The sequence below is a fragment of the Thermobifida alba genome (assembly GCF_023208015.1).
Classification (GTDB): Bacteria; Actinomycetota; Actinomycetes; order Streptosporangiales; family Streptosporangiaceae; genus Thermobifida; species Thermobifida alba.
Genome location: NZ_CP051627.1, coordinates 1,691,057 through 1,716,741, shown reverse-complemented (window position 1 = coordinate 1,716,741; position 25,685 = coordinate 1,691,057). Strand labels below are relative to the sequence as shown.

The 25,685-nt window shown below is 70.2% G+C and carries 26 protein-coding genes; 19 read left to right on the top strand and 7 right to left on the bottom strand.

Annotated features, from left to right (window positions below):
• The first annotated feature begins 16 nt into the window (after positions 1-16).
• From FOF52_RS07580 to FOF52_RS07565, 4 genes are read left to right on the top strand one after another with little or no spacing between them, the layout of a single operon-like run.
• A complete protein-coding gene (locus tag FOF52_RS07580) occupies positions 17-367 on the top strand; it encodes an antibiotic biosynthesis monooxygenase family protein (protein WP_248593117.1) in 351 nt (116 codons plus the stop codon).
• Complete coding sequence (locus FOF52_RS07575; protein WP_248593116.1) at positions 364-1,623, top strand: beta-ketoacyl-[acyl-carrier-protein] synthase family protein; 1,260 nt, start codon at positions 364-366, stop codon at positions 1,621-1,623. Before FOF52_RS07580 ends, FOF52_RS07575 begins: the two co-directional genes overlap by 4 nt.
• Positions 1,620-2,870 (top strand): ketosynthase chain-length factor, encoded by a 1,251-nt coding sequence (locus FOF52_RS07570; protein ID WP_248593115.1) that lies wholly within the window; start codon positions 1,620-1,622, stop codon positions 2,868-2,870. The genes FOF52_RS07575 and FOF52_RS07570 overlap by 4 nt, the downstream gene beginning before the upstream one ends.
• 54 nt (positions 2,871-2,924) lie before the next feature.
• A complete protein-coding gene (locus FOF52_RS07565) occupies positions 2,925-3,194 on the top strand; it encodes an acyl carrier protein (RefSeq protein WP_248593114.1) in 270 nt (89 codons plus the stop codon).
• Between the two features lie 49 nt (positions 3,195-3,243).
• Here FOF52_RS07565 and FOF52_RS07560 read toward each other — a convergent pair whose 3' ends face one another.
• A complete protein-coding gene (locus tag FOF52_RS07560) occupies positions 3,244-4,245 on the bottom strand; it encodes a beta-ketoacyl-ACP synthase 3 (RefSeq protein ID WP_248593113.1) in 1,002 nt (333 codons plus the stop codon).
• A gap of 144 nt (positions 4,246-4,389) precedes the next feature.
• On the opposite strand from FOF52_RS07560, the gene FOF52_RS07555 reads away from it, so the two are divergent.
• Entirely contained in the window at positions 4,390-4,647 is a 258-nt protein-coding gene (locus FOF52_RS07555; protein ID WP_248593112.1) for an acyl carrier protein, read from the top strand.
• Positions 4,644-5,750 carry an acyltransferase domain-containing protein gene (locus FOF52_RS07550; RefSeq protein WP_248593111.1) on the top strand — a complete coding sequence of 369 codons (1,107 nt, stop codon included), beginning with the start codon at positions 4,644-4,646 and terminating at the stop codon, positions 5,748-5,750. Before FOF52_RS07555 ends, FOF52_RS07550 begins: the two co-directional genes overlap by 4 nt.
• Here FOF52_RS07550 and FOF52_RS07545 read toward each other — a convergent pair.
• A complete protein-coding gene (locus FOF52_RS07545) occupies positions 5,728-6,597 on the bottom strand; it encodes a class I SAM-dependent methyltransferase (protein WP_248593110.1) in 870 nt (289 codons plus the stop codon). The two genes, FOF52_RS07550 and FOF52_RS07545, sit on opposite strands and share 23 nt — an antisense overlap.
• A 292-nt stretch (positions 6,598-6,889) precedes the next feature.
• Between FOF52_RS07545 and FOF52_RS07540 the strand changes: the two genes are divergently transcribed.
• The 5 genes from FOF52_RS07540 (at position 6,890) to FOF52_RS07520 (ending at position 11,801) form a co-directional block, all read left to right on the top strand.
• Positions 6,890-7,675, top strand: a complete 786-nt coding sequence (locus tag FOF52_RS07540) for an SDR family NAD(P)-dependent oxidoreductase (RefSeq protein ID WP_248593109.1) — start codon at positions 6,890-6,892, stop codon at positions 7,673-7,675.
• A gap of 118 nt (positions 7,676-7,793) precedes the next feature.
• Positions 7,794-8,741, top strand: a complete 948-nt coding sequence (locus FOF52_RS07535; RefSeq protein ID WP_248593108.1) for an aromatase/cyclase — start codon at positions 7,794-7,796, stop codon at positions 8,739-8,741.
• Positions 8,742-8,784: 43 nt separating this feature from the next.
• Entirely contained in the window at positions 8,785-9,390 is a 606-nt protein-coding gene (locus tag FOF52_RS07530; RefSeq protein ID WP_248593107.1) for a dTDP-4-dehydrorhamnose 3,5-epimerase family protein, read from the top strand.
• 73 nt (positions 9,391-9,463) lie between these two features.
• The gene (locus FOF52_RS07525) at positions 9,464-10,363 is read left to right on the top strand and encodes an NAD-dependent epimerase/dehydratase family protein (protein WP_248593106.1); all 900 of its coding nucleotides are present in this window, start codon (positions 9,464-9,466) and stop codon (positions 10,361-10,363) included.
• Complete coding sequence (locus FOF52_RS07520) at positions 10,356-11,801, top strand: NDP-hexose 2,3-dehydratase family protein (protein WP_248593105.1); 1,446 nt, start codon at positions 10,356-10,358, stop codon at positions 11,799-11,801. The genes FOF52_RS07525 and FOF52_RS07520 overlap by 8 nt, the downstream gene beginning before the upstream one ends.
• 19 nt (positions 11,802-11,820) lie before the next feature.
• Here the strand turns inward: FOF52_RS07520 and FOF52_RS07515 are convergent, their stop codons facing one another.
• Positions 11,821-12,930 carry a DegT/DnrJ/EryC1/StrS family aminotransferase gene (locus tag FOF52_RS07515; RefSeq protein ID WP_248593104.1) on the bottom strand — a complete coding sequence of 370 codons (1,110 nt, stop codon included), beginning with the start codon at positions 12,928-12,930 and terminating at the stop codon, positions 11,821-11,823.
• Positions 12,931-13,154: 224 nt separating this feature from the next.
• On the opposite strand from FOF52_RS07515, the gene rfbA reads away from it, so the two are divergent.
• Entirely contained in the window at positions 13,155-14,051 is an 897-nt protein-coding gene (gene rfbA / locus FOF52_RS07510; protein ID WP_248593103.1) for a glucose-1-phosphate thymidylyltransferase RfbA, read from the top strand.
• Here rfbA and FOF52_RS07505 read toward each other — a convergent pair.
• Positions 13,999-14,751 carry a class I SAM-dependent methyltransferase gene (locus FOF52_RS07505; RefSeq protein WP_248593102.1) on the bottom strand — a complete coding sequence of 251 codons (753 nt, stop codon included), beginning with the start codon at positions 14,749-14,751 and terminating at the stop codon, positions 13,999-14,001. The genes rfbA and FOF52_RS07505 overlap by 53 nt on opposite strands.
• Positions 14,752-14,817: 66 nt before the next feature.
• On the bottom strand, positions 14,818-15,597 hold the full coding sequence (locus FOF52_RS07500) for a cyclase family protein (RefSeq protein WP_248593101.1): 780 nt from the start codon (positions 15,595-15,597) through the stop codon (positions 14,818-14,820).
• 279 nt (positions 15,598-15,876) lie between these two features.
• On the opposite strand from FOF52_RS07500, the gene FOF52_RS07495 reads away from it, so the two are divergent.
• From FOF52_RS07495 to FOF52_RS07480, 4 genes are read left to right on the top strand one after another with little or no spacing between them, the layout of a single operon-like run.
• Positions 15,877-16,323, top strand: a complete 447-nt coding sequence (locus FOF52_RS07495; protein WP_248593100.1) for a nuclear transport factor 2 family protein — start codon at positions 15,877-15,879, stop codon at positions 16,321-16,323.
• 9 nt (positions 16,324-16,332) lie between these two features.
• Positions 16,333-17,100: an SDR family NAD(P)-dependent oxidoreductase gene (locus FOF52_RS07490; protein WP_248593099.1), complete on the top strand. Its 768-nt coding sequence runs from the start codon at positions 16,333-16,335 to the stop codon at positions 17,098-17,100.
• Positions 17,101-17,157: 57 nt separating this feature from the next.
• A complete protein-coding gene (locus FOF52_RS07485) occupies positions 17,158-18,513 on the top strand; it encodes a cytochrome P450 family protein (RefSeq protein ID WP_248593098.1) in 1,356 nt (451 codons plus the stop codon).
• Positions 18,504-19,802, top strand: coding sequence for a class I SAM-dependent methyltransferase (locus FOF52_RS07480; protein ID WP_282573927.1), 1,299 nt, complete (start codon positions 18,504-18,506; stop codon positions 19,800-19,802). Before FOF52_RS07485 ends, FOF52_RS07480 begins: the two co-directional genes overlap by 10 nt.
• Positions 19,803-19,847: 45 nt before the next feature.
• Here the strand turns inward: FOF52_RS07480 and FOF52_RS07475 are convergent, their stop codons facing one another.
• Positions 19,848-21,134 carry an activator-dependent family glycosyltransferase gene (locus FOF52_RS07475; protein WP_282573926.1) on the bottom strand — a complete coding sequence of 429 codons (1,287 nt, stop codon included), beginning with the start codon at positions 21,132-21,134 and terminating at the stop codon, positions 19,848-19,850.
• Between the two features lie 210 nt (positions 21,135-21,344).
• Here FOF52_RS07475 and FOF52_RS07470 point away from each other — a divergent pair, with 210 nt between their 5' ends.
• The 3 genes from FOF52_RS07470 to FOF52_RS07460 are packed head-to-tail and all read left to right on the top strand — an operon-like array spanning position 21,345 to position 24,629.
• Positions 21,345-22,472: a glycosyltransferase gene (locus FOF52_RS07470; protein ID WP_248593095.1), complete on the top strand. Its 1,128-nt coding sequence runs from the start codon at positions 21,345-21,347 to the stop codon at positions 22,470-22,472.
• 47 nt (positions 22,473-22,519) lie between these two features.
• The gene (locus tag FOF52_RS07465) at positions 22,520-23,314 is read left to right on the top strand and encodes a phytanoyl-CoA dioxygenase family protein (protein WP_248593094.1); all 795 of its coding nucleotides are present in this window, start codon (positions 22,520-22,522) and stop codon (positions 23,312-23,314) included.
• Between the two features lie 31 nt (positions 23,315-23,345).
• Positions 23,346-24,629, top strand: coding sequence for an activator-dependent family glycosyltransferase (locus FOF52_RS07460; protein WP_248593093.1), 1,284 nt, complete (start codon positions 23,346-23,348; stop codon positions 24,627-24,629).
• Positions 24,630-24,660: 31 nt separating this feature from the next.
• On the opposite strand, the gene FOF52_RS07455 is transcribed toward FOF52_RS07460, so the two are convergent.
• Complete coding sequence (locus FOF52_RS07455) at positions 24,661-25,536, bottom strand: NAD(P)H-binding protein (protein WP_248593092.1); 876 nt, start codon at positions 25,534-25,536, stop codon at positions 24,661-24,663.
• Positions 25,537-25,685 lie beyond the last annotated feature (149 nt).

Below are 25,685 nucleotides of genomic sequence, written 5' to 3'. Positions count from 1 at the left end.
CTGGGAGGAGGAGCGCATGATCATCCTGGTCAACCAGTTCGTCGACGTCGTCTCACCTCGGGAGTTCGAAGAGGCCTTCGCCGAGGTGGCCGCGTTCCTGGAGCGCCAACCCGGAATCATCCGCTACGACCTCCTACGTCACCTGGACCGGGAGGACAGCTACGTCAACATCGCCGTCTGGACGGACCTGGACTCGTTCCGGACGGCGACGACCGGGGAGCGGTTCGCACGGACCGCGGCGCCGCTCAGGGAGCTGTGCCGGGGCGTTCCCCAGCTCTTCCGCTCCGTGCGGTCCTTCGCGGCCGGCGCCACCGCCCCCGTCGGCGGTGCCGAGGCGGACAACGCCGTCTCCGGGCAGTTCCGGTGAACCGGCGTGTGGTCGTCACCGGTGCGGGGGTGATCGCCCCGAGGGCAACCGGAACCGAGGAGTTCTGGAACTTGATCACCAGCGGTCGTACGGCCTCGCGCACCATCAGCACGTTCGACCCCCGCCCCTTCCGCTCACAGGTCGCCGCCGAGTGCGACTTCGTCCCGCACCGGCACGGGCTGACCGCCGAGCGTGCCGAAGAACTCGACCGGGCGACCCAGTTCGCCCTCGCCGCGGCCAGCCAGGCCATCGCCGACAGCGGCCTGACTGACCGCGTGCGGCGTCCTGACCGGACGGGGGTGAGCATCGGCAACGCGGTCGGCTGCACACAGCAGATGGAGCGGCAGTATCTCGAGGTCAGCGACGGCGGCAGACGGTGGCGGGTGGACGCCGACCGGGCGAGCGAGCACTTCTACGACTACTTCGTGCCGAGCTCGATCGCGGCGGAGCTGGCCTGGAATGCGGGGGCGGAGGGACCGGCGGCCGTGATCTCGGCGGGCTGCACTTCCGGGATCGACGCCGTCGGTCACGCCTTCGAACTCGTCCGAGAGGGGAGTGCCGACACCGTCATCACCGGGGGGACCGAAGCACCCATCGCACCGATCACCGTCGCCTGCTTCGACGCGATCAGGGCGACCTCCCCGAGCAACGACGATCCGGCCGGTGCCTGCAAACCCTTCGACAGCAGACGCAACGGCTTCGTCCTAGGCGAGGGGGCTGCGGTCCTGGTCCTGGAGGAACGACAGAAGGCCTTGGCCCGAGGGGCCCGCATCCTCGGTGAGATCACCGGATACGCCTCCCGCGGCAACGCCCACCACATGACCGGGCTGCGCCCCGACGGACGGGAACTCGCCGCCGCCGTCACCGCGGCACTGGCCCAGGGACGCACCCTCCCCGAGGAGGTGGACTACGTCAACGCCCACGGGACGGCGACCAGGCAGAACGACAGACACGAGACCGCCGCCCTCAAGCGCGCTCTGGCGGATCGGGCCCGCAGCGTCCCGGTGAGCTCGATCAAGCCCGTGGTGGGCCACTCACTCGGCGCCATCGGAGCCATCGAAATCGTCGCGTGCCTGCTGGCCATCAGACACGGGGTCGTGCCGCCGACAGCCAACCTGCACGAATCCGACGCCGAACTCGACCTGGACTACGTGCCGCTCACCGCGCGTGAGCACCGGGTCCGCACCGCGCTGACCGTGGGCAGCGGCTTCGGCGGATTCCAGAGCGCGATGGTCCTCACCGACGGGAAGGGATGACCGCCGTGCCCCCGAACACAGAAGGCGGGACACGCCCCGTCATCACCGGAATCGGCGTGATAGCCCCCACCGGGATCGGCGCCAAGGCCCACTGGGAGGCGACCCTTCGGGGCGAGAACGCCATCGTCCCGGTGGACGCCTTCGGCCCCGAGGGCCGCCGGTCGCGGCTCCTCGGCGAGGTCCGCGGATTCGTCGCCGAGGACCACATTCCCGGGCGCCTGCTTCCCCAGAGCGACCGGATCACCCGCTTCGCCCTGGCAGCCGCCGAATGGGCGCTCGTGGACGCCGGCTCCCCCCAGGCCGCACTGTCCGCCGAGGACATGGCGGTGGTCACCGCCAACTCCACCGGCGGCATCGCCTTCGGCCAGCGCGAACTGGAGAAGTTGTGGGGCAGGGGGCCCCAGTACGTGAGCGCGTACATGTCTTTCGCCTGGTTCTACGCGGTGAACACCGGACAGCTCTCGATCCGGCACGACATGCGCGGTCCGATGGGTGTGGTCGTCACCGAGCAGGCTGGCGGCCTGGACGCGATCGCCCAGGCGCGGCGCGTCCTGAGAGCCGGGACCCCGCTGGCGCTCACCGGCGGAATGGACTCCGCGGTCTGTCCCTACGGCCTGGCCGCGCAGGCCGCCTCCGGCAGGCTCACCGGAAGCGACGATCCCGACCGGGCCTACCTGCCCTTCGACAGGGACGCGACCGGCCACGTCGCTGGGGAGGGGGGCGCGATGCTGGTGCTGGAGAGCGCCGATCGGGCCCGGAGCCGAGGCGTGCGCGGCTACGGCGAGATCTCCGGGTACTGCGCGACGTTCGACCCCCCTCCCGGATCAGGACGGCCGACCAACCTGCGCCGTGCCATCGAAGGGGCGTTGGAGGATGCGGGAACCGCTCCCAACGGGGTCAGCGTGGTCTTCGCCGATGCCGCCGGGGAGACCGAGGCAGACCAGGCTGAGGCCGAGGCCCTGTCCGAGGTCTTCGGTCCGAGGGGGGTGCCGGTCACCGCGCCCAAGACGATGACCGGACGCCTGTACGCGGGTGCCGGACCGCTGGACCTGGTGAGCGCCTGCCTGGCACTGCGCGAGCGGATCGCTCCCCCCACGATCAACTCCGCCACCGCCGCCGACGCGGCGGTGGACCTGGTGACCGGGGCGCCCCGGCCGCTGGCCCCTGGTGCGGCCCTGGTCGTGGCCCGAGGTACCGGCGGATTCAATTCCGCGGTCATCGTCGAGGCGGCGCAACCCCGGCCTTGAGCGGTCGACACGCCCCGGTAGAGGGGCTGAGGACAGCGAAGAGAGGACAGTGACGTGACCGAACTGACCCTGGACCACCTGATCCAGATCATGCGGGAGTGCGCCGGCGAGGACACCGACGCCGCGCTGGGAGCGGACAGCGCCCATGTCGACTTCGACGAGCTGGGCTACGACTCCCTGGCCGTCATGGAGGCCGCGGCGCGGCTGGAGCGCGACCTCGGCATCGCGCTGCCCGAGGAGGAGATCGCCGAGGTGCGCACTCTCGCGGCTTTTGTCGCCCTGGCCAACCGCAGACTCACCGAGTCTGCCGGCCTTCCTGGCTGACCCGTCCCCCGCGGGGACACGGCGGCGCCACCGGGGTGGCGGGACGGGGTCAGGGCAGTCTCACCACCTGACCCGCGAAGTTGAGACCGGCTCCGAAACCCAGGAGGAGCGCGAGCTGGCCGCTGCGGGCGCCGCCGGAGGCCAGCAGCGTCTCCATCGCCAGGGGAATGGAGGCCGCTGAGGTATTGCCTGAGGTCACCACGTCGCGGGCCACCACGGTGGTGGGGGAAAGCCCCAGACGCTCCGCCAACAGATCGATCAGGCGCTCGTTGGCCTGGTGGGGGATGAAGACCTCCAGGTCGGCCGGTTCGATTCCGGAGGCTCGTATCACTTCCCGCCCGCCCCGCACCACCGCGTCCGCCACCCACTGGAAGACCCGTCGGCCGTCCATGCGCATCCACGGCCGCTCCTCCTCCAGTGAGGCGGCGTAGCGCCCCCAGTCACCGCTCATGCGTAGGGCGTCGGTGTACCGGACGTCGGCGCGACGGACCACGGGACCGACCCCGGCCACCGCCGAGGGGCCCACGACCACCGCTCCCGCCCCGTCCGCGAACAGCACACTGACGTTGCGGTCCGCAGGGTCCACGATGTCGGTCATCCGCTCCGCGGCGACCACGACGACGTACTCGGCGCTGCCCGTCAGCACAGCGTCACGGGCCGCGGCCAACGCGTGACAGAATCCCGCGCACGCCCCCGACACGTCCACGGCCGCCGCCGCGTGCGCCCCCAGCGCGTGGGACGCGCGCGCCGCCAGCGGTGGTGTCTGGACCAGATCCGACATACTGGCGGCCAGCAGCAGGTCAACCGCCTCGGGACGCAGGCCAGCACCGGCCAGGGCCGTGGCCGAGGCCTGCGCCGCCATCATGGCCAGGGTCTCCCGCTCATCCGCGAACCGCCGCTCACGTATACCACTGCGTGACTCGATCCACTCAGGGGTGGAGTCAATTCCCGCGCACACCTCGATGTTGCTGACGACTCTGCGCGGTCGGTACCCGCCGACCCCCAGGATCGCCGCGTGGCGTCCGGTTCCGGCACCTGTCTGTCGGATCACGCCGGTCTCCTCTCGTTCCCGCCCCCGAGTCCACCGCCAGATTCCTGCGCGCGGCTCGATCACACGTCCATCCGGGGTCGAGGCCGCCGGGCCAGGCTGTGGGGAGGCCGCTGGACCCCGCGGCCGCCCCGGAAGGAGTGCACCGTGGAGACCTTCGAACTCGCCGACCTGCGGCGCATCGTCGAAGAGTGTGTCGGTGGTGCCGACACCGAACTCGACGAGGCGGCGCTGGACACCGATTTCAACGAGCTCGGTTACGACTCGCTCCTCGTCTTCGAGATCACCGTCCGGATCAAGGACGATTTCGGCGTCATGCTCCCCGACGAACGGGTGGAGGCGATCACCACGCCGCGCGCTCTGCTGGAGGAGGTCCGCGAACACCTGACCGGGCGGTCCTCGTGACAGAGGCCGACGCGGCGCGGCGGACGGTCGTGCCGGGGCACCCGGTCACCGTTCCGGCCGAGGGCCCCGCCACGGCACCGCGCGGGGACCGGCGCCCCGTGGCCCTGCTCCTGCCCGGCCAGGGCTCGCAGCATCCGCGCATGGCGGCAGGGCTCTGCCACGACGACCACGGATTCACGAACGCCCTCGATGAGGCGTTCGAAGCGATGGGCCCCCAAGGGGAGCACCTCCGAGCGGAGTGGCGCGCGGCCCGTCCCCGTTTGCCGATCGACCATGCGACACGGTCGCAGCCGCTGCTGTTCGCGGTCGACTACGCGCTGGCCCGCATGGTGGAGGGATGGGGCGTACGACCCTCCGCCCTCCTCGGGCACAGCCTGGGCGAACTGGTCGCCGCAGTGCTGGCCGGGGTGTTCGGGCTCGCGGACGCCGCCCGTGTGGTCGTGAACCGCTCCCACGAGGTGGCCCAGGCCCCGCCGGGACGGATGCTGGCCACCGCCGCCTCCCCCGCGGACATCGCTCCCCTTCTCGTCGGGGGAGCCGTCATCGGCGCCGTCAACGCGCCCCGCCAGACGGTGGTCGCGGGTACGGTGCGGGCGGTGGAAGCGACACGCGGCATGCTGGCCGGGGCGGGGATCACCCACCGTGCCGTTCCCTCCCTCACCGCGTTCCACAGCCCGGTGCTTCGGCGGACCAGGGCGCACGCGGCGCGCGCCTTCGCCTCGATCCCCGCCTCGCCCCCGCGCATCCCCCTGTACTCCTGCTACACCGCGGCGCGGCTGAGCGCCGGTGAAGCGCGGGATCCCGCTTACTGGGCCGACCACGTGACCGCTCCGGTGCGGTTCTGGGACGCCCTGTGCGCACTGCTGTCCACCAGCCCCTACCTACTGGTCGAAGCGGGGCCGGGGCAGGCGCTGTCACGGCTGGCGCGCCTGCATCCCGATGTCCGTGCCGGACGCAGCGCCGTCGTGCCCCTGCTTCCGGCCCGCTCCGGGCCGCCGTCGCGGGACCGCGAGGCGGCGCGTCGGGCACGGCGCCTCCTGGAGGCGGAGGGGATCGGGGGCCCGACGTGTGATCGGCCGCTCAGTGCCGGGGTCGGGCGGTGACGAAACGCACCGGCACGTCCATGGTGAGCGGCCGGCCCTCGGGCCGAGCGGCGTCCAGGGCGGAGATCAGCCGCGCGCGCAACGCTGCGGCCTCCTCTTCGGGAAGATGCTGCCAGAGTACGCGCATGCCCTGCGTGTGGGACCAGTCCACCCAGGCTGTGCCCGAGGGCGCGGTCAGTTCCACGGTCTCGTCCTCGACCTCCACGTCGGTGAACCCGGCGCGCCCCATGGTGGCCTCCAGGACGTCGGGATCGGCGAGCCAGGAGTGGAAGCGTTCTCGGATCCGTTCCGGGGCCCAGTCCGAGGGCAGGTGACGCAGCAGGCTCTGCGGGACCAGGCCGGTGAACATGGGCGGCAGGAAGGGGAACACGTCGTCGCTGAAGACCGGACTGGTGAAGGCGATGCGTCCGCTGCCGGACAGCAGGCGAGCGTAGGTCGTGAGGGCCGAGGGCGCGTCCGAGAAGAAGATGATGCTGTAGCCGCCCAGCACCACGTCGAAGGAGCGTTCCGGAAAGTCGGGCCGCTCGCCGTCCATCACCAGGAGTTCGACGTTGTCGAAGCCCTCCCGCTCGGCCTGCTCGGCCGCCTGCTCGATCATCGCCTCGGCGATGTCGATGCCCGTTGCGTGGCCGTGTGCTCCCACACGGGCGGCCGCGGGGAACAGCGAGGCGCCGCGTCCGCATCCGACATCCAGAATCCGCTCGCCGGGAGCCGGCGCGGCGCGCTCCACCAGGCGCCGTCCCATCGGGGTGAAGAACTCCACGCCCATCCGGTCGTAGGTGGGGGCCGCGCGGTCGAAGACCGCAGTGAGACCCGCCTTGTAGCTCGTCTCGGTTGCCGGACGCATGTACCGCTCCCATCAGGTCGGGGCCGCAGGGTTCTGGGACACTCCGCGCCGGTGCGCCGATCGGCGCACCGGCTCTGCGCCCCACCCTGCCCGGGACGGCTTGCGGGATGGGCGAGAACGGCTGGATTCCCCCACCGGGGCGGCCGCCCGCACACCCGGCTCGAAGGCTGATCATCGGGGGATTGCGGCCGAGCGGCAGGCGGGATCGAGCGTTTTGATAGCGCGTTCGGTCACGATGCCGGAGCAACCGGGGCGCCAGCCCCTCTGAGCGTCGACGAGGCATGGAGCGCATATGTCCAGTGCAGGAGGTCCGGCGGCCTTGGTCACCGGGGCCACCAGCGGTATCGGCCTAGCAGTCGCGCGCGCGCTCGCGGAGTCGGGGCACCGGCTCTTCATCTGCGCGCGTTCCGCCGCGGACGTCGCGGAGACGGTGAAGTCGCTACGCGCCGAAGGGTACGACGCGGACGGCCGCGACTGTGACGTCCGTTCGCTCGACGACGTGCGTGCGCTGGTCCGGTGCGCCGTGGACCGCTACGGGCGGGTCGACGTCCTGGTCAACAACGCCGGACGCAGCGGGGGCGGTGTCACCGCCGAACTCTCCGACGAGCTGTGGAACGACGTCATCGAGACCAACCTGGGCGGCGTCTTCCGGACGACCCGGGAGGTGCTGGCGCGCGGGGGCATCCTAGGCAGTCCCCGGGGGCGGATCGTCAACATCGCCTCCACCGCGGGCAAGCAGGGTGTCGTCCTGGGAGCGCCCTACACCGCCTCCAAGCACGGTGTCGTGGGATTCACCAAGTCACTCGGCCTGGAACTGGCGGGGACAGGGGTGACCGTGAACGCCGTGTGTCCCGGTTATGTGGAGACGCCGATGGCTCAGCGGGTGCGGCGGGGATACGCCGACCACTGGGGCGTGACCGAGGAGGACGTGCTGAAGCGGTTCCGGGCGAAGATCCCTCTCGGCCGCTACGCGGTCCCCGAGGAGGTCGCGGGGATGGTCGCCTACCTCGTCTCCGAAGCAGCCGGCGCGACGACCGCTCAGGCACTCAACGTCTGCGGCGGGCTGGGCAACTACTGAGCCTCCCGGCACACCCCTCCGCCACGGGAGCACGGTGGGGCGGTCCCGGGCAAGACACGCACGATCACGGTGCCGCACGCACGGCGGAGCGGCCTGTGCGACACCAGGACGGAGAAGCATGAACAGACCTGAGACGAAGCGGACCAGGCATCGGATCGAGGTGTCGGCCCCCGCCGAGCGCGTCTACGCGCTCATCGCCGCGGTGGAGGACTGGGCCTGGGTCTTCGGCCCCACCATCCACGTCGACCGCGAGGACCTGGGGGCGGGCCGGGAGCGGATCCACATCTGGGCCACGGCCAACGGCGACCCCAAGGGGTGGACCTCACTGCGGGAACTGGATCCCACGGAGCGCACGGTCCGCTTCCGGCAGGAGGTGTCCCGTCCGCCCGTGGCTTCCATGCGCGGACAGTGGCGCGTGGAGCCCGGGGGCGACGGGTGCCTCGTCGTTCTGGAGCACGAGTTCCAGGCTGTGGACGGCGACGCCGCGGCCGAAGCGTGGATCACCCGGGCGATTCGCACCAACAGCGGCGCGGAGTTGGCCGCGTTGAAGGAGAGGGCCGAGACCCCGGTGCGGGAGGCCGGACTGCTCCTGGAGTTCTCCGACGAGGTCCACGTCGAGGGGGACCCGGCCGACGTCTACGACTTCCTGCACGAAGCCGGGGAGTGGGAGGCACGGCTGCCCCATGTCGCCCGCGTCGCGCTCGAGGAGGACACGGTCAACATCCAGAGACTGGAGATGGACACCCGTGCCGCCGACGGCGGAGTCCACACCACCGAGTCGGTCCGAGTGTGCTTTCCCCGGCACCGGATCGTCTACAAGCAGCTCCGTACTCCTGAACTGCTGGCGGTCCACACGGGATGCTGGGAGGTCGCACAAGCCGGGAGCGGAGCTTTGGTCACCTCCTTCCACACCGTCGTCCTCGCCCCGGACGCGGTGCCGCGGGTGCTGGGTCCGGGCGCCGACATCGAGAAGGCCCGGTCGGCCGTGCGTGACGCGCTCGGCCGCAACAGCAGGGCGACGATGGAGCGCGCCGGGGCCTACGCGCAGAAGCGGGCGTGTCGCTGAGGAGCGGCAGGAGTCGGTACGGCCGAAGCGGAAAGGGTCGATCATGAAGTCACGGGAACTGTCGGTGCGCGGAGCCTTCGAGTTCGTCCCCGAGGTGTTCGAGGACCCTCGGGGCATCTTCGTCTCGCCGTTCCAGGAATCGGCGTTCGAATCGGCGCTGGGCCACCGGCTCTTCCCGGTGGCCCAGACCAACCACAGCCGCTCGCGGGCGGGCGTCGTCCGCGGCGCGCACTTCACCGTCACCCCGCCGGGAACCGCCAAGTACGTGTACTGCGCACGAGGGAGCGCGGTCGACATCGTCATCGACATCAGGGTGAATTCACCGACCTTCGGTGCCTGGGACACCGCGGTCCTCGACCCGGTGGGAATGCGCGCGATGTACCTCCCCGTCGGTGTGGCGCACGCCTTCGTTGCCCTGGAAGACAACACAGTGATGTCCTACATGCTCTCCGGTGAGTACGTCCGGGAGAACGAGTTGGCTCTGTCCGTCTTCGATCCCGAGATCGGTGTCGTCCTGCCGCGCCTCTGCGACCCGGTGCTCTCCGAACGCGACCGCGACGCTCCTGGGCTGACCCAGTTGCAGGAGTCGGGGCTGCTGCCCGACTACGGGGAGTGCCGGCGGATCGAACGGGCGATGTACGGTGTCTGAGCGTGCTGTTCCGGTTCTGCGGCACGGTGTAGAGGGCCGCCTCTCCGTGGTCGTGATCGGGGGGAGCGGAAGCGTGGGGCGCCATGTCTGCGCCGCGTTCCAGGCGGAGGGGTACCGGGTCACCGCGGTCGCGCGCAGGCCGGTGGGTCTTCCCGCGGGGGTGCGCGGTGTCGGCCTGGACGTGGCGGACGCCGATCCGGTGGAGCTTCGCGCCCTGCTGGAGGAGAGCGGCGCCGAGGTGATCGTCAACGCGGCCGGCGGGTGGGTCGCAACACCCGAGGAGAACCGGCGCGTCCACGTGCTGCTGGTCGAGCGCCTGCTGGAGGCGGCGGCGCGCGCGACCACGGGGCCGCGCTTTGTGCAGATCGGGTCGATCCACGAGTACGGGCAGGTCGGCGGGGGCGTCCGTATCGGTGAAGACGAGCCTCCGCGGCCCTCCACCGATTACGCGCGCACCAAGCTGGCGGGTTCGGAGGCGGTTCTGGAGGCCACACGCGCCGGTCGGTTGGAGGGGGTGGTCCTCAGAGCCGTCAACGTCTGCGGTCCGGGCACCTGCCGTGTCGGGTTTCTCGGTTCGCTCACCAGGCGGTTGCGGGCCGCACGCCCCGGGGAACCGCTCCCCGTGGCCATTGCCGATGCGCGCAGGGACTATGTGGACGTACGTGACCTGGCGCGTGCGGTGCTGCGTGCGGCGCGCGCTGATGCCGTCGGCCGGGTCTTCAACATCGGCCGGGGAGAGGCGGTGAGTGTGCGCGAACTGGTGGGGTTGTTGCTGTCCGCCGCCGGGCTGCCTGCCACCGCGATTCGGGAGGAGGGCGGAGGGGCCTCGGCGCGGGGGGGAGCGTGGACGCTCGCTGACATCCGGTCAGCCCGCGAACTGCTCGGTTGGGAGCCTGCCATCGGGCTTGCGCGTTCCCTGGAGGACCAGTGGGAGGCGTCGCCGGACTACAGGAGCAGGGGGAAGCATGGATGACGATGTCCGCGGCGACGGGACCGCCGCGCTGCTGGCGTATTCGGCTCGCCGGAGCCTGACGGATGCCGGGGAACTCGACGATGTCCGCCGTTGGCTGGCGGAGGTCGAGCACCAGGCGCCGATGCGGGTCCGCCGGGTCTCCCTGGACGACCTGGAGATGTGGGAGACCGACCCCTCCACCGGGGACATCAGCCATCGCAGTGGTGGCTTCTTCACCGTCGGAGGCCTGCGGGTCCGGATTCCGGGGCAGCCGGTCGAGGAGTGGTGGCAGCCCATCATCCGGCAACCCGAGGTGGGCATCCTGGGCATCCTGGTCAGGGAGGAAGACGGCGTCCTCCACTGCCTCATGCAGGCCAAGGCGGAACCCGGCAATGCCAGGACGGTGCAGCTGTCCCCGACAGTCCAGGCGACACGGAGCAATTACACGCGCGTGCACGGCGGCCGTGCGGTTCCCTATCTGGAGTATTTCCGTGATCCCTCCGCCCACCGGGTCCTGGTGGACGTGCGACAGTCCGAGCAGGGGGCGTGGTTCCACCACAAGCGCAACCGCAACATGGTCGTGCAGGCGGACAGCGGTGTCGAGGTGCGGCCCGGCTTCCGCTGGCTGCCGCTGGGCCAGGTGCTCGGGCTGCTCGCCGAGAAAGACATGGTCAACATGGATGCGCGTACCGTGCTGTCCTGCCTGCCCTTCGCCCGCGAGCACGGCGACCCGCGGCCCGAGCGGAGGGGGGACGACCCCTTCCTGAGCGCCCTGCGGCGTTCCTGTGTACGGACTGAAGGCGCCCTGCACTCCATGGTCGACGTGCTGAGCTGGATCACCGACGCGCGGAGCCGGATCGAGCCGCGCACGGCCCCGGCTCCGTTGAACGCCCTTCGCGGCTGGCGCCGAGCCGAGGGCCGGATTTCTCACGAAAGCGGGTTGTTCTTCGACGTCATCGGGGTGAGCGTGGAGGCTGGGGAACGCGAGGTGACCCGGTGGGCCCAGCCCATGATCGAACCCCACGGGCAGGGGGTGGTCGCCTTCCTGGCCAGGCCGGTCGACGGTGTGCTCCATGTGCTCGTGCACGCGCGGGTGGAGGCGGGGTACGTCGACGTGGTGGAGTTGGCGCCGACCGTGCAGTGCACACCTCAGACCTACACCCACCTGCCCGCCTCAGCCCGCCCCCGCTTCCTCGACGAGGTCCTCGCGGCCCCCGCCGAACGCGTCAGGTTTGACAGTGTGCTGTCCGAGGAGGGGGGACGGTTCTACCACGCCCGCAACCGCTACCTCATCGTCGAGACGGATGCCGACCCCGCCGCGGTGGAGTGGCCCGACTTCCGGTGGATGCCGCTCCACCAGCTCGCGGAACTGCTGAGGCACAGCCATTACGTCAACATCCAGGCGCGGAGTCTGGTGGCCTGCCTCTACGGGCTGCTGGGGGCCGACACCCGGGAGTGAGCGGTGCCGGCCCCCCGGCTCACAGTCGGGCGAGGACCTCGGTGAGCGCCTCGATCACCCGGTCCTGGGTCTCCAGGGGGAGGGAGGGGTACATGGGAAGGGAGAAGATCTCGCCGGCCAGCGCTTCGGTCACGGGAAGCGATCCGGGACGATAGCCGAGATGGGCGAATCCCGTCATCGTGTGCACCGGCCAGGGGTAGCTGATGTTGAGTGAGATGCCGTAGGCATTCAGAGCCTCGATGATGTCGTCGCGCCGAGGGTGGCGAACCACGTAGACGTAGTACACGTGGTCGTTGCCCGGGGCGGTGGAGGGCAGGACCAGGTCGCTGTCGCCGAGGGCCTCCTCGTAGCGCCGGGCGACCGCGCGCCTCCCGGCGATGTAGTCGTCGAGTCGCCGCAGCTTGCGGCGGAGGATCTCGGCGTGCACCTCGTCGAGGCGACTGTTGTGGCCGGGCGTGTCGACGACGTAGTACCGGTCCTCCATTCCGTAGTAGCGCAGACGGCGCAGGGCGCTCTCCACCTCGGGGTGGCGGGTCACCGTCGCCCCCGCGTCGCCGTAGGCTCCGAGCACCTTGGTCGGGTAGAAGGAGAAGGCGGCCGCGTCGCCCATGGTCCCGGCGAGTCGCCCGTGGTGGCGGGCACCGTGTGCCTGAGCGCAGTCCTCCAGGAGGGCCAGGCCGTGCTCCTCGGCGAGGGCCTGCAGGGGGGCCATACCGACGCACTGTCCGTACAGGTGCACCGGCAGGATGCAGCGGGTCCGCGGCCCGATGAGATCGGCGACTTGGGAGGTGTCCATCAGGTAGTCCTCCTCGCGCACGTCGGCGAAGACGGGGGTCGCGCCGACCGCGTCGATGGCCACCACCGTCGGCGCGGCGGTGTTGGAGACCGTGATGACCTCGTCTCCGGGCCCGACTCCGAGCGCCTGCAGGCCCAGCTTGACGGCATTGGTTCCGTTGTCCAGACCCACGCACGCGCGCAGGCCGTGGTAGTCGGCGAATTCACGCTCGAACCCGGACACGCTCTCGCCGAGCACGAGGCGCCCCGACCCGAAGACGGTCTCCACCGCCTCGAGGATGTCCTCCCGCTCCTTGTGGTATTCAACCAGGTAGTCCCATACCCGCGTAACCAAGAGACACTCGCTTCCTGTACTGGCTTCCCGGAACGCCACGGGAAGAGAATCCCGCTGCCGAGGTTCCGGCGTGTGCAACTCGATTGGAACTCGCCGCGTTTGCATAATTCTCGAATCGGGGTTGAGCGCGGAACCGCGGCATAGGAATTGCCAATCCCGTTCGATAGAATTCCGGCGAAGAATGACCAGCCCACGTTGCTCCCGAAGGGAGGAGTACTTCCACCGTGAAGGGAATCATTCTTGCAGGGGGAACGGGAAGCAGGCTCCATCCGGCGACGCTCGCTATTTCCAAGCAGCTCCTACCGATCGGCGACAAGCCGATGATCTACTATCCGCTTTCGGTTCTCATGCTGGCCGGAATCCGGGACATCATGATCATCGCCACCCAGGCCGACCTTCCCCGGTTCCACATGCTGTTCGGCGACGGGGGACAGTTCGGCCTGCGGATCGCTTACCGGGAGCAGGAGAAGCCCAACGGAATCGCCGAGGCGTTGATCATCGGTGCCGACCACATCGGCGAGGGACCCGTAGCGTTGGTGCTCGGTGACAATTTCTTCCACGGGAACTCCTTTTCCGAGGTGCTGGAGCGGGAAAGTGAGGACGTGCGTGGATGCGTCCTGTTCGGCTATCCGGTCAGCGACCCGCGGCGCTACGGCGTAGCCACGACTGACGCACGAGGCCGCCTGGTCTCCCTGGAGGAGAAGCCTGAGCGTCCGCGGTCGAACAGGGCGGTCACCGGGCTGTACTTCTACGACGGGGATGCCGTGGAGATCGCCCGCGACCTGCGCCCCTCGGCGCGGGGTGAGCTGGAGATCACCGACGTCAACCGGGTCTACCTGGAGCGGGGCGACGCCCGCCTGGTCGATCTGGGCCGCGGGTTCGCCTGGAGCGACACCGGAACGCCCCGGGCGCTTCTGGAAACCGGTCAGTACGTGCGGACCCTGGAGGAGCGTCAGGGGGTGCGCATCGCCTGCCTCGAGGAGATTGCCATCCGCAAGGGTTTCATCGACCCCGAGAGCGGTTTCCGGCTGGGTGCCCGGATGGGCAACTCCTCCTACGGCCGCTATGTCATGGCCGTCGCGGAGGAACTCTGCGGACGTCCTCTCCCGCCTCGCGGCTGATCCCGATGAACAGGCCGCGTCCGGTCAGGCCGCCCTCCAGGTACTCGGCGGGGCAGCCGGCGTCGGCGAACGCGTCGAGGTACTCCTCGCGGGTGAACAGGGTCAGCAGGTTGATCTCGGTGAACTCGCTGATACCCGCTTTCGTGCCGATGACGAACCGCAGCTCCATCCGGGTTCGGCGGCCCTGGAGGGTGGAGTGGGAGATCCTGGAGACGGTCCTCTCCTCGTCACGGGCCAGATCTCCGGCCACGTACCCGTCGATGAAGTGCTCGGGAAACCACCAGGGCTCCACGATGAGCACGCCCCCCGGCACCAGGTGCGCGGCCATCGAACGCAGCGCGGCACGCAGGTCCGCCACGGTCTCCAGGTAGCCGATCGAGCAGAACACGCAGATCACCGCGTCAAACCGGCGCCCCAGGTCGAAGGAGCGCATGTCACCGACGTGCACGGGGACATCCGGCAGCCTCCGCACAGCCTCGGCCCGCATGGCGTCGGACAGCTCCACCCCCTCGGTCAAGGAGAAGCGCCGCCGGAACGACTCGAGGTGGGCCCCGGTGCCGCAGGCCACGTCGAGCAGGGAGTCGGCGGAGGGAAACCGGGATCTGATCTCCCGCTCCAGGTAGGCGGCCTCGGCGTCCCAGTCCTTGCCTCTGCTCCGGTAGACCAGTTCGTAGACCGCGGCCAGTTCCGGACCGTACATGGGCACTCCTCGCTCGGGTTGTCCTCGCATGGGCTGTCGATCGTCGCGCTCGGGCCGCGCTGTCGGTCAGTCCTCGACCAGGGCGACCGCCCGGGTCCAGCCGGCACCGGCGCCTGTGATCCGCACCGGGAAGCACGCCACCTGAAAACCTCTGGGGCCGGGAAGCGCGTCAAGGTTGGCGAGCCGCTCGATCTGGCAGTACTCCCGGCGGCGGCCCGCCATGTGGGCCGGCCAGAGCACGGACCGGTCGCCGGTGGCGCGGTACCGCTCGATGATGTGGCCGAACGGCGCGTCCAGGCTGAAGGCGTCGGTGCCGATCACCCGCACCCCCAGGTCCAGCAGGAGGTCGACGGCGGGACCGTCCAGGCCGGCGAAGTCGGTGAAGTACCGGTGGGTACCCGCGTGGCGGTCGGCTCCGGTGCGCAGCAGGACGATGTCGTCCGCCTCGGGCGGACCGCCGATTCGCGCGAACTCCTTCTCCAGGCGCGCGGCGCCGATCGTGCCGAGCGGGATGTCGGAGACGTCGAGAACCACTCCGGGGCGGAGGAACCACTCCAGGGGCATCTCGTCGATATGGCGCGGGATGCCGGAACCGTAGGCGACACGCGAGCCGTAGTGCGAGGGGGCGTCCACGTGGGTGCCGGTGTGGGTGGTCAGGGAGATCCTGTCCAGGGAGAGGAACTCGCCCTGGGGCAGTTCGTCGGGGGCGAACTCCACCCCGAAATGGCGGCGCATCTCCTCGCTCATGTGCTCGGCGCCCTGACGGGGCGTCAGCACCTCGTGTACCACCTGGTCAGGCTCCTCCCACGAGGAGTCCACCGGTGAGGACAGGTCGATGATCCGCACGGACGCTCCTTGCTCTGCCTGGACGTGTCCCACCCCGGGCGGGCGCGCCTCGGCCCGGAGCCGACACGATCGTGCTGGGCGGAGGCGGAGCGCCGGTGGAGGACGGCTCGACACCGCGAAGGCGCGTTCCGCTCCCGTCCAGCGGTCCTCGATCCCGCCGCGCCAGGGTGGCGTTGCCGAGCACTGGCACCACAGTGCGCGGAGCACCGGGCGAGGCTGGGAGGAAGAGTGAACGGGAAAGACGCAACGGCGACCGGGACGGGGGTCGGGAGGACGGCCGTGCTCTCCGCGACGGATCTCGCCGAACTCCAGTTGTTCTACGCGGAGCAGTCCCGTCTGCTCGACGAGGGGGGCGCCGAGGAATGGGCGCGGACCTTCACCGAGGACGGGGTGTTCTTCTCGACAGGGATTCCCGCACCGGTACGGGGACGCACGGCCATCACCGAAGGCAGACGGCGGGCCACGGCCGAGAGCAGGGCCGCGGGCGTCCAGCGGCGGCATGTGTTCGGCGTTCCCTCGGTCCGCTCTGCGGACGACGGGAGCCTCGTGTGCCGCCTCCAGGTCCTGGTCGTCTCCACGGCGGACGGCGCCGCCCCGCAGTTGCGGGCCGTGTGTATGTGCGAGGACGTGCTGGTCCGTGAGAACGGCGTCCTACTCATCCGGAAGCGGACGGTCGCACATGACGGGACCTCCGGGGTCGAGCGCGATTCGACCCGCCGTTCCTAGGGTGCGACCATGAGCGCTGCACAAGGAGGTACCGCCCCGCAGGGGGTGATCGTGACCGGAGCCAGTTTCGGCATCGGGCGTGCGGTGGCACGAGCCTTCGCCGCCCGGGGAGCCGGTGTACTCGCCGTCGGACGGACCGGATCGGCGCTGGCCGAGACCGCGGGGGACCGTCCCAGAATCCGGACGATGGAGGCCGACGTCACTGACGAGGACGCTCCGGCAAGGATCGTCGACACGGCGGTCAGGTTCTTCGGGGGTGTCGACGTCCTGGTGAACAACGCGGCCGTGTCAGCCTATGGCGGGCTGCGCGAGACCGGGCGCGAGAAGGTCACGGAGCTGGTCGAGACGAACCTGGTCGCCCCCGTCATGCTGACCAGGCAGGCGCTGGACGCCCTGGAGAGGCGTCGGGGAACCGTGGTGAACGTCAGTTCGTCGGGCTCCCGAGGCAGCCGCGCGTGGCCGGGGGCGGGAGTGTACGGGGCGAGCAAGGCCGCCCTCGACTTCCTCACGCGAACCTGGGCCGTGGAGTTGGCACCGCGCGGCATACGCGTCGTCGGTGTGGCACCCGGTGTGGTGGACAGCGGCGGCGCCGTCCGAGCCGGCATGCCCGCCGACGCCTACCGGGGCCTTCTCTCGTCCATGGGCTCGCGGGCCCCGGCAGGGCGGGTGGGCACCGTGGAGGAGGTCGCTTCCTGGGTGACCTGGCTTGCGGGCCCGGACGCCGCCTACGCCACCGGGGTCACGGTCCCGGTGGACGGCGGCCTGTCTTTGACCTGAGCGGTCCCGGGCGCGGGCCCGGAGCGCCAAATCCACGGTTCTGCCAGTGAGGTGTGTATGACGCAGACGATCCCCGACAGCGGCCTGGGGCTGGTACTGCAGACACTGCGTGGCCGCCAGTGGCTGCTGGGGACCAGGAACGACCCCTATGCTCTGGTGCTGCGCGGCGGCGAGGAGTCCCCCGGCAGGCTCGGGGAACGGGCCCGTGACCGCGGTCCGCTGCACCGCAGCAGCACAGGGGCGTGGGTGGCGACCACCCTGGACACCGCCCGGTCGCTCCTTGAGGACAGCCGGCTCCAGGCCGCGCCCCCGCCTGTGACCGAGGCGACGGTTGCGGAGCAGCGCGATCCCGCGCTCGGTACGCCGATCTCCCTGCGCGAGGCGGTACCCCTGCGGGGTCTTCCCGCCGCCCCCGGGCGGGACGACTGCGCGCGGCTGGGTGCTGCGGCCGCCGTCCTCTCCGGACAGTGCCGGGCGCTTCCGGCGGTGTCCGTCAGGGAGCGCGAGGGCGGGGCGGACACGGGGTTCGATCTGGTCCAGGACGCTGTCCGGCCTTGGGCTGCCGGGGCGGCGGCAGCCGTCCTGGGGTTTGAGGGAGCGGACGCCTCCCGCTTCGCGGCCTTGTCCGCCGCGGCGGCTGGAGCACTGGACGCGACCCTGTGCCCGCCCCGGTTGGAGACCGCGCGCACTCTGGAGTCGGCGCTGGCGGGCATGGTTCGCCTCGCGTCGTCTCGGCGTCGGGCCGCGCCCGACGGGCCGATCGGCGCGGTGCTCAAGGCCGCGGAGCGCGCCGGATCGACCGACCCCGAAGAGGACGCGGTGGCCGTGGCGGTCCTGCTGGGGGCCTGCGGGGTCGAGGCTGCGGTCAACCTCGTAGGCCGTGCCGTGGAGAAACTGCTCGACGGCCCCGAGGGTCTCACCGCGGTCCGCGGCCCCGAGGCCGCCGCCGACGCGGTCGAGGAGACCCTGAGGGTCGACCCACCGGTCCGCGTCCACCGTCTCTTCGCGCACGAGGCGCTGACAGCGCCGAACGGCGCACGGATCGCGGCGGGGGACGAGGTGGTCGTACTCACCGACGCGGTTCATCGCGATCCCGCGGTGTTCGACCTTCCGGACTCCTTTGTCCCAGGGCGCTCAGAAAGCGCCCTCCACGTGACGCTGCACCCGGCCACGCCGCTGGGCATCATTGCGCCGCTGGTCCGGCGGTTGGCCGTGACCGGGCTGCGCGGCTTGGCCGACACGGTCCCGAGGCCGTACGCCACCGGACCGGTGCACCACCGTCCCCGGTCCCCGGTCACCCGGAGCATCGCCCTGTTTCCGTGGCTGTGGACTGGCCCCGGGACCGGGGCCGCCGCTGTGGCAGCACCGCCGGCACCGGCAGAACCGTCAGAAAGGCTGGAAGCATGGATGTGATCCCAGGCGCCCGCGAAGTCGCCGGTTGCCGCGTCTGCGGGGCCACGGACTGGCAGGAGGTCCTATCCTTGGGCCTGGTTCCCCTGGCCAACCGGTTCCTTGACCCGGCGTCCTCCCACGGTGACGAACCCTACTTCCCCTTGCGGGTGCTCTCCTGCCGTGCCTGCCGCCTGATGAGCCTCGACCATGTCGTCGATCCGGAGATCCTCTACCGCGACTACCTCTACATCACTCCTGAATCGGAGACGATCAGGCGTCACATGCGGAACGTGGTGGATTTGTTCTGCGAACGCTTCGGTCCCGAGGCGGGCGACCTGGTTGTGGAGATGGGGAGCAACATCGGCGGACAGCTCAGGCTGTTCGCGGGGAAGGGCATGCGGGTGGTCGGCGTGGACCCCGCGCGCAACCTCGCCGACGTGGCCGAGGCCAACGGCATACCCACGGTGCCCGAGTTCTTCTCCGTCGACACCGCCGCGGCCGTGCGCGACTCCCACGGCGCGGCCAAACTCCTGCTGGGCAGGCACGTCTTCGCCCACATCGACGACCTGGCCGGGGTGCTGGACGGTGCTGAGCGGCTGCTCGTCCCGGACGGTGTCTTCGCGGTCGAGGTGCCCTACGTGCTCGACATGTTGGCCACGACGGCCTTCGACACCATCTACCACGAGCACCTGTCGTACTTCTCGGTGGGCACGCTCTCCGTCCTCGCGGAGCGGCACAGGATGCGTATCGTCGACGTGGCGCGTTCCTCCGTGCACGGTGGGTCCGTCCTCGTGTTCATGGCTCGTCGGGGCTCGAAGTGGAGGAGCACTGCGGCAGTGGAGCGTCTTCGCGGCCTGGAGCACGACTTCGGGTTGTACGGGGACAGGGTCTACCGGCGCTTCGCCGAGGATGTGATGCGGGTGTGCGAGGAACTGCCCCGGATCGTGCGCGGGATCGCGACGGAGGGCGGCACCGTGGCGGGCTACGGGGCGCCGGCCAAGGGGAACACGATTCTCAACGTCTGCGGTCTCGGCCGCGACGTGGTGGCCTTCTGCAGTGACACCACGCCTCTCAAGCAGGGCAAACTGCTACCCGGCACGCACGTCCCGGTCTGCTCTCCGCAGGAGGCGAGGCTGCGCGGCCCCGATCACTACCTGCTGTTGGCCTGGAACTACGCAGAGGAGATTCTCCGGAAGGAGTCCGGGTTCCTGGCGGGAGGCGGGCGCTTCATCCTGCCGATTCCCCGCCCTGTGCTGGTGGATTCGGCTGAGGAGGCCGTCGAGGCGCTGCAAAGTGCCGTCCAGCTGTGAGACCCGCCCGGCCCCCTCCACCGGGGCCGGGCGGGTCGATCGGCCTCAGGCCGCGCGGTGCTCGGCGGTCAGCCGCTCCAGGGCCGCAACGATCGCCGTGGGCGAGGGCATGCTCAGGATCTCGGTTCTCAACTGAGCGGCACCCTCTGCGAAGGACGGGTCCTCCAGAAGGCGGATCAGCATGCCACGTGTCTCGTGCGCGGTGACGGCGTCGGCGCTGCCCGCGATCCCGGCTCCGGCCTGCGCGATGCGGTGGGCCTTGGGCTCGTTGCACCACACACTCGTGGGCAGCATGATCTGTGGGACTCCGTGCACCAGCGCGTTGAGCACCGTGCCTGAGCCGCCGTGGCTGATCATCGCGGAACATGAGGGCAGTAGCTCGTTGAGCGGGACGAAGTCGACGGCCCGCACGTTGTCGGGCAGTTCTCCGACCGCGGCCAGTTGCCCGGCGTCCAGCGTGGCGACCACTTCGACATCGAGGTCGGCGACCGCCTCGACCAGGTCAGCCACTGACGCCCTGTCCCCGCCCATCTCCTCGCGGAAGGTCGTCCCCAGGGTCAGGCAGACCCGTGGCCGCTTCGGTGGCTCCCACAGCCACTCAGGAAGAGCGGACAGGCCGTTGTAGGGAACGTAGCGCATCGGTACGCGCAGCCCCGGAACGTTGAGCCCCAGGGACGCCGGCAGGGGGTCGATGGTCCACTGACCGGTCACGACGTCCTCCGCGAACGCGCAGCCGTACCGCTCCAGGGACCAGGAGAGCCACTCCCGAGCCGGGTCGTCGTGTGTCACCGCGGGCATGCGGCGCAGGAGGTCCAGGTAGCGGGCGCGGACCATGCCCATCAAGTCCATGCATCCGAACAGCAGGCGCGCGTGGGCGGCTCCGGAGGCCCGCGCGGCCACCGGTCCCACGTGACTCATCATGTCCCAGACCACCAGGTCGGGCTTCCAGCTCCGGGCGAAGTCGACATAGGCGTCCATGAGTTCGGGCGGATTGGACGCCGGATGGATCATCCCGGCCCACCCGGTCAGGACCCCGTGCAGGTGGTCGTAGGTGAGGCGTTCAGGGCGGAGTTCGTCGATGTTGAGAACTTCCAGCCAGGCGCCGCCACGCAACTCCTCGGGCTCGTCGCGGTCGTCCGTGGCCATCATGCCGGAGAAGTCGAGTGCGTCTCCGACCGCGGCCGCGGGAAGACCTGCGCGCAGCACGGTGTCCACGACGTCGGGCTGCGCGGCGAAACACACCTCATGTCCGGCGGTCTTCAACGCCCATGCCAGGGGGACCTGGGCGTACACATGAGCGTTCACGGCAAAAGGAACAAATAGGACACGCATGGGGTACTCCCTCGACGGCCCGTGATGCCGGTTCCACCGTGCCGTTCCCCCCTCGAGAACGCACCGAGGTCCGGTTGCTTCCGGTGCGTGTCGCCCGGGGCGGCGCGGGCCAGAAGCAACCGGACCTCCAGTCCGTGTCGAGCGGTCCGAGAGCGGGGCTCGTCAGGATGTGGTCGACACAGGGCAGTGAGGACAAGGATCTCTGAGACGATGAAAGTACTGTTCACTCCGTCACCTGGTCTGGGACACCTGTTCCCGACGGTGCCGCTGGCCCAGGCGCTGCGGGCAGCAGGACACGAGGTTCGCTACGCCACCGGGGGACTCAGTCTTGCCGCGGCCGAGGCCGGCTTCAACACCGTCGACGCCACTCCCGGGCTGGACTACGCCGAGGTGTTCATGCCCGAGGGGATTGACGGGGACCGTCCGGTCTTCAGTCACGATCCGGCCGGGGCAGAGCTGGCCCGGTTGTTCGGCCGCGTCTCGGACTTCATGGTCGACGGCATCGTGCGGGCCGCCCGGGAATGGCGGCCCGACCTGGTGGTCTCCCCGGTCCTCCAGGGCGGCGGTCCGTGCGCGGCCGAAACGCTGGGGGTGCCGTGGATCGAACTTCCGCTGGGACCGGAAGACAGCGCCCCGGGCATGGCTACCGACGTCCGTGCGGCGATGAGCCGCGCCGAGGGCGCCCCTCCCGCCCCGGCTGCGCGTGTCAGCACGCTGCCGCCGAGCCTCGCCGAGGCTCTCGATACGGACAAGCGCCCGCGAGGCGCGTGGCCGATGAGGTTCCTGCCCCACAACGGGACCATGGCCCTGCCGGAGTGGCTCTCCCGGCCCTCGGATTCCCCCAGAATCGTTGTCACCCTCGGCTCGATCGAGGCGATGTTCGATGGGATCGCCGTGCTCGCCCCTCTCCTCTCCGAGGCGGGGAGGACCGACGCGGAGTTCGTCGTCACCCTGGGGGGCGGTGACCCCGAACTGCTCGGCGAACTTCCCGGCAACGTGCGGCTGGTCGAGTGGATTCCGCTTGACGCCCTCCTGGCGACAGCGTCGGCGATCATCCACCACGGCGGTACCGGGACCATGCTGACCGCACTGGCCTGCGGCGTCCCCCAGTGCGTCATCCCGCAGGGGTCCTACCAGAGGATCGCCGCCGACGCCGTGGAGAAGGCGGGGGTCGGGGTGAGCGCTGCCCCCGACTCGGTGGGCGAGGTCCAGTTCGCCCGGTTGCTGGAGGAGGACCTCCGGCGCAGAGTGCGTGAGGTCCGGGCCGAGATGCTCGCCATGCCCACGCCCTCCGATGTCGCTGCGCGCGTCACCGCCCTGATCGAGGACGGTCGGTGACCTGTGGCCGAACCACGAGTGGAACACGGAGAGAGGTGCGACCCGACATGACCGCACAGACGGCCGACTCCCCCGCGGAGTCCGTGGGAGACGACTTTGTCCGAAACTACCGTGAGCAGGGGTTCGCGCACGTCCCCGGTGTGCTCACAAGCGAGGAGGTCGCACGGTACCGGGCCGCCGCCGACCGCCTCTACGCCGCCGAGTCACCCGTCGTGTGGGGGACCAGCGAGGAAGAGGTTCAGGTCCACTACGTCGAACACGCGTGGCAGAAGGAGCCCCTCCTGCGCGAACTGGCCCTCCACCCCAGGATCACGGCGATCGCGCTTCGACTGGCAGGCTGCGCACTGCGCCTCTACAGCAGCGACCTGCTCGTCAAGGAGCCCCGGACGGCACTGCCGACCCTGGTCCACGACGACGAGCCCGGACTTCCTCTCGCCAACCTGGACAACGCCCTGACCGCGTGGATCGCCCTGGGCGACGTCCCGGCCGAACGCGGATGCCTGAGTTTCGTGCCCGGCTCCCACCGGCGCCCCGAATCGGACCGCCAGACGCGTATGGAGAGCTTCGCCGACTACCGGCCGATGCCGAACGTGTGGCCGGACTTCCCGTGGCGCCCCAGGGTTACCGTGCCGTTGCGCGCCGGCGACGTGACCTTCCACCACTTTCGCACCGTGCACATGGCCGGAGACAACCACAGCGACGAACGGCGGGTGGGCAACGGCGTCATCTACATCGACGACGGGGCCACTTACCGACCGGGGGTGCAGGACGAGCATCTGCGCGGGATGGCTCCGGGCCAGCGGCTGGACGGCGAGGACTTCCCCCGCATCGGCCATACGTGACGGTACACGCCAGGGACGAAGGGCGGTTCACATGCGGGTACTGATCACCACCTTCCCCGCGACCACGCATCTCTACTCACAGGTCAACATCGCCTGGGCCCTCCAGGGAGCCGGACACGAGGTGCTCGTCGCCGGGCATCCGGGAATGGAACGGGAGGTCACCGCCGCCGGGCTGTCCATGGTCGCGGTGGGCGAGGAGTTCGAGGCCGACGATGGCGGCGGTGCGCAACTCGACGCCGGAATGGACCTCGACCTGATCGCTCCGCAGACGCTGGCCCAGGAGCCGTTCGATCGACTGCACGGCCTGTTCACCATGATGACACCGTTCGTGTTCCACAGCGTGTCCGAGGACAAGATGGTCGACGACCTGGTGGACGTCGCCCTGCGCTGGCGGCCCGACCTGGTGCTCTGGGAACCCCACACCTTCGCCGGGGCGATCGCCGCGCGGGTCTGCGGCGCCGCCAGCGCGCGCGTCATGCTGTTCGGCCTCGACGTGATCGCCACCATGCGCACCGTGCACCGGGACAGGCTGGCCGGGCGTCCCCCAGAACTGCGCGACGACCCCCTCGCCGACTGGCTCGCCGGACACCTCGCCCGATACGGGGTGGACTACGACGAAGGGGTCGCCCTGGGTGATTTCACGGTCAATCCCTGCCCGCTGTGGATGCGGGCACCGACCGACCCACCCGAAATGCACTACGTCCCGGTGCGGTACCTGGCCTACAACGGCCAGCGGCCACTTCCCCACTGGTTGCGGGAACCCCCCGCGCGGCCCCGCGTGTGTCTGACCCTGGGGGTGGGTTTCCGCGACGTGCTCAAAGAGGACGAGGCACCGGTGGAACGGCTCCTCCTGGCGATGGAGCGGCTCGACGTCGAGGTGGTGGCCACGCTCAACGAAACCCAGACCTCGGCTCTGGAGCGGATTCCCGACAACGTGCGCGTCGTCGACTTCGTCCCGCTCAACGCCCTGCTTCCCACGTGTTCGGCGATCATCCACCACGGCGGAGCCGGGACGTTCGGCTCCGCGCTGGCCGCGGGGATTCCCCAGATGATCTTCCCGTGCGACCTCGCCGACACCGAACACATGGGCCGCAAGCTGGCGGAGCAGGGGGCGGGAGTGCACGTGGCACGGGATCACAACCCTGACGTGGAGTGGCTGCGGGACCGGATCGCGGACATGCTGGACAATCCCGCGTTCGCGCGCAACGCCCGTCGACTGCGCGACGAGACGGCGCGGATGCCCTCCCCCTCCGACATCGTTCCCGTGCTCGAACGGCTCGCCGAGCGCTACAGGCGGGTTCCGGTCGGCAGGTGACCCGAGCGCCGGAGCCTTCCCCGGGAGGCGGTCAGGACTTCGGGAGGAAGTCGTCCCGGTGGTCGGCCACCCACTGCGCGAAGCTGCGAGGCGGTCGACCGGTCACCGCCTCGCACGTCGGCCCCGGCTCGCTCTCCTCCTCGCCCCATTCCTCGCCCCATTCCTCGTCCCCGTCCCCGTCGGCCTGGGCGGTGCCCAGCAGCCAGTCGGCGAGCTCGGGGGCCATCCCCTCGGACACCCACAGTTCGCGGGCCTGTTCGCGGGTGAGCTCCTCGAAGCGGATCTCTGTGCCGAGCACCTCCGCGATGACGCGCACCTGCTCGAGTCGGGTGAGGGTCTCTCCGCCGTTGACTTCGTAGGCCCTACCGGCGTGGCCGTCGTCCAGCAGAGCCGCCACCGCCACGTCGGCGATGTCGGCCTCGTGCACGGCGTTGCTCTCCTCATCCGGGAAAGGCGCCCGCACCACACCTTCGGACCTGATCGACGGCGCCCAGTCCAACAGGTTCGCCATGAACTCTCCCGGTCGTAGGTGTGTCCATTCCAGTCCCGACGCCTCGACCACCACCTCCACGGCGCGGTGGTGGTCTCCGCTGAGATCTCCCGACTCGTAGCCGGCGGAGACCGAGGACAGGACGACGACACGGCGCACGCCCGCTTCGCGGGCCATGCGGACCACCTCGCCCGCGGTCTCGGCCACCGGGAAGAGGAAGAGCCGGTCAACCCCCTCGAACGCAGACCGGAGCCCCTCCGGTTTGGTGAGGTCGCCTGCGACCACCTCGACTCCTTCGGGCAGGTTCGCGGTCGCCGGCCTGCGGGTCAAAGCCCTGACCGGCTGCCCGGCCTCCAGCAGTTGCGCCACCACATGGCGGCCGACATTTCCCGTCGCACCCGTCACCAGAATCGTCATGCGACTCCACCGCCCAATCATTACGCCAGTGAATGACTCTTCTCGTGGCCACTCTACGAGAAGAAAACCGGGTGTACAAAATCCCTTTTGCCGGATAAGGAAATCTGGTTCCGGTTTCCAAGGAAAACTCAAGTGGTTTTCGAGTTCGA

What these genes read in the sequence shown, in the direction of transcription:
- FOF52_RS07580 (WP_248593117.1), top strand. Translation starts at nt 17, where the DNA reads ATGATCATCCTGGTCAACCAGTTCGTCGACGTCGTCTCACCTCGGGAG.
- FOF52_RS07570 (WP_248593115.1), top strand. Translation starts at nt 1,620, where the DNA reads ATGACCGCCGTGCCCCCGAACACAGAAGGCGGGACACGCCCCGTCATC.
- FOF52_RS07545 (WP_248593110.1), bottom strand. Translation starts at nt 6,597, where the DNA reads ATGCGTCCGGCAACCGAGACGAGCTACAAGGCGGGTCTCACTGCGGTC.
- FOF52_RS07540 (WP_248593109.1), top strand. Translation starts at nt 6,890, where the DNA reads ATGTCCAGTGCAGGAGGTCCGGCGGCCTTGGTCACCGGGGCCACCAGC.
- FOF52_RS07535 (WP_248593108.1), top strand. Translation starts at nt 7,794, where the DNA reads ATGAACAGACCTGAGACGAAGCGGACCAGGCATCGGATCGAGGTGTCG.
- FOF52_RS07530 (WP_248593107.1), top strand. Translation starts at nt 8,785, where the DNA reads ATGAAGTCACGGGAACTGTCGGTGCGCGGAGCCTTCGAGTTCGTCCCC.
- FOF52_RS07520 (WP_248593105.1), top strand. Translation starts at nt 10,356, where the DNA reads ATGGATGACGATGTCCGCGGCGACGGGACCGCCGCGCTGCTGGCGTAT.
- FOF52_RS07505 (WP_248593102.1), bottom strand. Translation starts at nt 14,751, where the DNA reads ATGTACGGTCCGGAACTGGCCGCGGTCTACGAACTGGTCTACCGGAGC.
- FOF52_RS07490 (WP_248593099.1), top strand. Translation starts at nt 16,333, where the DNA reads ATGAGCGCTGCACAAGGAGGTACCGCCCCGCAGGGGGTGATCGTGACC.
- FOF52_RS07485 (WP_248593098.1), top strand. Translation starts at nt 17,158, where the DNA reads ATGACGCAGACGATCCCCGACAGCGGCCTGGGGCTGGTACTGCAGACA.
- FOF52_RS07480 (WP_282573927.1), top strand. Translation starts at nt 18,504, where the DNA reads ATGGATGTGATCCCAGGCGCCCGCGAAGTCGCCGGTTGCCGCGTCTGC.
- FOF52_RS07475 (WP_282573926.1), bottom strand. Translation starts at nt 21,134, where the DNA reads ATGCGTGTCCTATTTGTTCCTTTTGCCGTGAACGCTCATGTGTACGCC.
- FOF52_RS07470 (WP_248593095.1), top strand. Translation starts at nt 21,345, where the DNA reads ATGAAAGTACTGTTCACTCCGTCACCTGGTCTGGGACACCTGTTCCCG.
- FOF52_RS07465 (WP_248593094.1), top strand. Translation starts at nt 22,520, where the DNA reads ATGACCGCACAGACGGCCGACTCCCCCGCGGAGTCCGTGGGAGACGAC.
- FOF52_RS07460 (WP_248593093.1), top strand. Translation starts at nt 23,346, where the DNA reads ATGCGGGTACTGATCACCACCTTCCCCGCGACCACGCATCTCTACTCA.
- FOF52_RS07455 (WP_248593092.1), bottom strand. Translation starts at nt 25,536, where the DNA reads ATGACGATTCTGGTGACGGGTGCGACGGGAAATGTCGGCCGCCATGTG.